This window comes from Paraburkholderia denitrificans, assembly GCF_042655705.1.
In the GTDB taxonomy this organism is placed as follows: domain Bacteria; phylum Pseudomonadota; class Gammaproteobacteria; order Burkholderiales; family Burkholderiaceae; genus Paraburkholderia; species Paraburkholderia denitrificans.
On the sequence record NZ_JBHSMP010000039.1, the window covers coordinates 1 to 4,263 of the forward strand.

Genomic DNA, 4,263 nt, shown 5'->3' on the forward strand with positions numbered 1-4,263 from the left:
GCGCGAACCCAGTTATCACCTGGTGCCTGGACTCACGCCTCACCTCAAATCCGACGCACTCCTAGATCATGATGTTTAGTGTTGGCCACAGAGCGAGCGTCCGCTCTTGCGAAGCATGAGTGGACCGTGTGAGTTGCCTCCGTCCAATCTCATCGGGCACGGGCCGGCCATCTTGAGACGGTCACCAAGCGCGTTGGCCTGACACTCCAACGATGATGACGGCTGGAAACGGTCATCTGTTACCCGATCTTCCCGCAGTCGACCGTCCCCTTCGCGTCGGGTTGCGTCAGTCCGCTCTTCAAATTCATCGCCGGAAAGCGGCCAGTGGAATTCCGATTCCCGGAAGCGGCCAGTCGGCAGTGCGTACTCCCGACCCGGAGCCGCCGCTGGGATCTTCGCCTTCTCAACGACCACTTCGGGGAATACGGCCGTCGCCCGAATTCTGACGCAATGCACCCCCATAAAACACAAATTCTCTCGCATCTCACCGATAATAGAGCGATCGTCGTCGGATTATCGTTATGCCTAATACGCCCATAAAAATGAAAAACACTTCATTGCTTGAACGAATGTATTGGATAGCTGGTATTTTGAGCGCAATCGTAGCGGTGGCCGCCCTAATGCGGCCAGTTTGGTTGTATTTAAAATCCACCGCTGACGTTCCTTCAACTCCATCCGCAAGTGCAGTTAATTCCGGCAATAGATCAATTATCATACAAGGTAGTGGTAATGTGGTTGTCGCACCACAAAACGCAACCGCCGAAACACGTAGTGCGGGGAGATTCATCGATATTGAGATATCCGATCATGTACTCGATCTACAAGGAAAATCTCGGCATGAAGTTCATTTCCCACAGATTTCCGGGAAAATACCGCATGACGTTCTGGAGCGAATCAACCACTTCCTAAGGAGATCAGCCGAAACTGAATACGAGCGTTATGAAAACATTGATGAGGTGCAAATTTCATACGAGATTGGATTAAAAGAATTCAATCTCCTTGGTATCAATTTCGAAATATTTGCTAGTGGTGACCAAGCGGCTCACCCTATCACAAGCACAAGCGCAACCACCTTGGATCTAGAGACCGGCTCACCGCTCTATCTCAAGGATTTTTTCCGCCCTGGTTATATCGGTGAGATCAATGAGTTTGTTAGATCTGCGTTGGTTAATCAAAATAAATATTATCCATGCGAAAAAAGCATGGGTGGCGGAGCCAACGATAATGCAGTATCGCTTGTACTTGAAGGTATTACTGGACACCGGGCTGATGCATGCTTTAAGTCTGTCTCCGAAGGCAGTCAGTATTATTTAACCGATACATCTGTAGTTCTGGTTTTTCCAAAATATAGCATCGCACCCGGTGTCGATGGCGATATCGAAATACCGATTCATTTTAAGGAGCTTGGAAATATCCTAAAATCGAACGGGCCATTGCAGAGATTTCTTTGAATGACCATGCGCAAAAATGCATCGACGTTCGCGTTTTGATGTCACTCCCCGATATCCGCCATCGAGTGCGGAGAAGACATTCGAGCCGCCGAATTGATATCTGATCAACGCCTGCGATGGCCGCACTCAAACCAATAGTTGGATCGTGCGAGGCCGCGATGGATGAATCTACGCAAGAGGCATAAAACGATTCTGAAGGGATAACCGAAATTCCGGGTGCGTAATGGCTCTTGCGCGGCGATGATCCGACGGACACCGGTGAATGCTCAGGAGCTTGTCTGAATTACCGGTCGTCCACTTTTGGCGGCCCCTCATCGGAGCCGTTTGAATATTGCCGAACGCCGAGGCCGCATTGGTAGCTTCAAATCATCGCTTCCTCTGCCGAGTCGATTTTATACCGAGATAATTTCTCTCATATACGTCAAGTAGCGTGTTGATTTGATGATCTACCACGTCGTGCTTATCGGGGCTCCGCAACTTCTGCAGCAGTTTGCAAATATATTTCGCGGGCAACTTTACAAGCACCACTCCGTGAGACTGGTGCATTTCCTTGATCCAGTCTAAGTCCTTGCCGCTATGCAAATTCTCGTCGGCGTCACGGGTAATCATGAATCCTAGCGCACCATACGTTCCGGTTAGATATGATTGAAGCTGGCGATATTCGGTTGCTCCCGGTTCCGCGTAGTTTTTCACTTCAAAGATTACCTGACGTACTTTGTAGTCAGTTCTTACTCTGCGCCAAAACTCAGATTCCTCTCGGTTGCGACCAACGATATCCCGTCTCTGCACTGCAGCGCCATTAGGATGTGATTGGATATTCGTGAGATGCGCTGCGAACACAATTCGAAGCGCATCAAGACACCAAAGCTCAAAATCGCCTTGCCCTTCTTGCCCGAGTGGAATTCTATCCAGTTGCGCAATTGTCTGGCCGATTCTAGTGTTTCTTATCTCCGGCGTAATCGATTGAACTTTGATATCATACTCGTCGGTTATCTCCTCCGCTTCTTCCGGTTTCAATGCATTTCTGCTTAAATTCAACCCCAGCCAATAGCATGGATGAATTAGAAGTCTTGATTTATCGTTGAATGCAACATCGGGTGTTCGTCCGTCGTGGCAGAAAGTGAAAGCGCCGGTGGTAGCCTCGTGCATTCCGAGGAATCCGACACTATATAGCCCTTGGAGAATTCCGCTAGGCTCAAGAAGTCGGACGTCCCGGAGTACGATCTGAGATTCATTTTCGCCGAGCTTCTCAATAACATTTGACAGCAGTGAAATTGCAGTATGAACATCGAATTCAGGCTCACCGTCAGCAAACGCGTTGGACATTACCTGTATTGACGGAAAAACTTTTTGATATTCCTTCCACAGATCCTCAAGGCGAGCGACCGAAATAGACCTAGCTGCAAATTCCAGATCAGAAAAAATTGCGGTGGACCTGTCATTGCGAGAGGCGCAATAGAATGCCTCATTTAATAGCGAGAGCAAATCGCGGGGGCGATAAAGCGTGAACTGCAGGCATTGCCTGAATCCATCCCGGCCCTGCAAAGAGCCTGAGGTGCAACGATCCCAAATCCGTTGGTCTTTCTCCTGATCAAGTTTGAAGCAAACGCGCATTCTCGATGCAGCCAGCAACAGTAGCTGGGCCCAATCCCAATGCAGACGAATTTCCTGACCCTCAACATTACGAGAGTAATCCGGATCTTCTTTGGCAACTGCGCGATAAATGTTGTCTCGAAGAAAAATTATTGGCCTAATCTTTTCTGCACGTTTGTTTAATTCGATCGAGGCATACACCAACCCTGTTATGATTCCGATTCCGATCTCATCAGGCTCGTACCCTTCATCCAATCGGTCCATTAATATCACAAAGCGTCGCTCAGAAAGGGCCGTAAGTGAGAGGACCTTATTCTCGATGTGACTTAAATCTAGGTTTGCGGGCAAGTCTCCAACGGCCTCTTCAGGCGACTCACTTGACAAATAGGTCTTGGCAATGTGCCTGCACTTGGTAAGAAGGCTTCCCTTCACTGCATTCCAACGCTGCAAATGGTCGTGAAGAACCTCATCATTTTCGACCAAATGACCAAGTTTGTAATTTCCGCGAATATAGGCGGCGATCTCCATAAGCATCGCATACCTCCAGAGCAATCTAGTCGATGCCCTTGCCAAATTGAAGGAGGTCGAGAATGGCTTAAGGAGTGAACGAAATCCGATTACTTCAGTATCTTCGGGCGAGAAACAAAGAACAACGATTTTTTTATCGGTTTCCCAATATTTCTGAAGTTGAAGATAGAGTGCACTTTTACCGGTGCCCCGCCGTCCCACTACAACGGTCCGTTCATCGGTCTCGATCAGCGTGCGAAAATCGGCCGTGGGCACGAATGCTTCGCTGAGCATTTTTTTATCATTCTCGGCCGTCGTATCGCCAAGTGCATTAGATTTGAGATTTGTCATCGGTAACGGCTCGTCGCATCGTTTGTCGGACATATTCTGCACACGGATTCTACATGCATTACACCTAATGACCGACGGAAGAGTCACCTGAATCCTATTAAGACACTGTCACATCAGGTGAACGTACCGTTGGAGGTGGATGGGCGCACTTCATTCGCCCGGTCTCGAAGAAAGGCAGTTGCTTCACTTCGGCTGGATTGAGGGGCGGGATCGGACATTCCAACGTCACCTTTTTCATCGAGACCGGCCGTTGCGGTGACACAACCTGCGACCCGACGATGGTCCTCTCATCGCCGTTGAACGAAACCGCTCGCGCGGTAGGGGGCTCCGGTCCGACGCAGGAGGTCAGGGAGGGGCCGGT

The 4,263-nt window shown here is 49.3% G+C and carries 2 protein-coding genes; one reads left to right on the forward strand and one right to left on the reverse strand.

Features of this window, described 5'->3' with window-relative positions; translation table 11 throughout:
- Positions 1-521: 521 nt before the first annotated feature.
- On the forward strand, positions 522-1,451 hold the full coding sequence (locus tag ACFPTO_RS23880; RefSeq protein WP_377715366.1) for an RsiV family protein: 930 nt from the start codon (positions 522-524) through the stop codon (positions 1,449-1,451).
- Positions 1,452-1,817: 366 nt separating this feature from the next.
- On the opposite strand, the gene ACFPTO_RS23885 is transcribed toward ACFPTO_RS23880, so the two are convergent.
- Positions 1,818-3,902: a P-loop ATPase, Sll1717 family gene (locus tag ACFPTO_RS23885; RefSeq protein WP_377715368.1), complete on the reverse strand. Its 2,085-nt coding sequence runs from the start codon at positions 3,900-3,902 to the stop codon at positions 1,818-1,820.
- Positions 3,903-4,263: the final 361 nt, after the last annotated feature.

Excerpts from the sequence above, each read along its gene's own strand:
- ACFPTO_RS23880 (WP_377715366.1), top strand. The coding sequence starts at position 522 with ATGCCTAATACGCCCATAAAAATGAAAAACACTTCATTGCTTGAACGA.
- ACFPTO_RS23885 (WP_377715368.1), bottom strand. The coding sequence starts at position 3,902 with ATGACAAATCTCAAATCTAATGCACTTGGCGATACGACGGCCGAGAAT.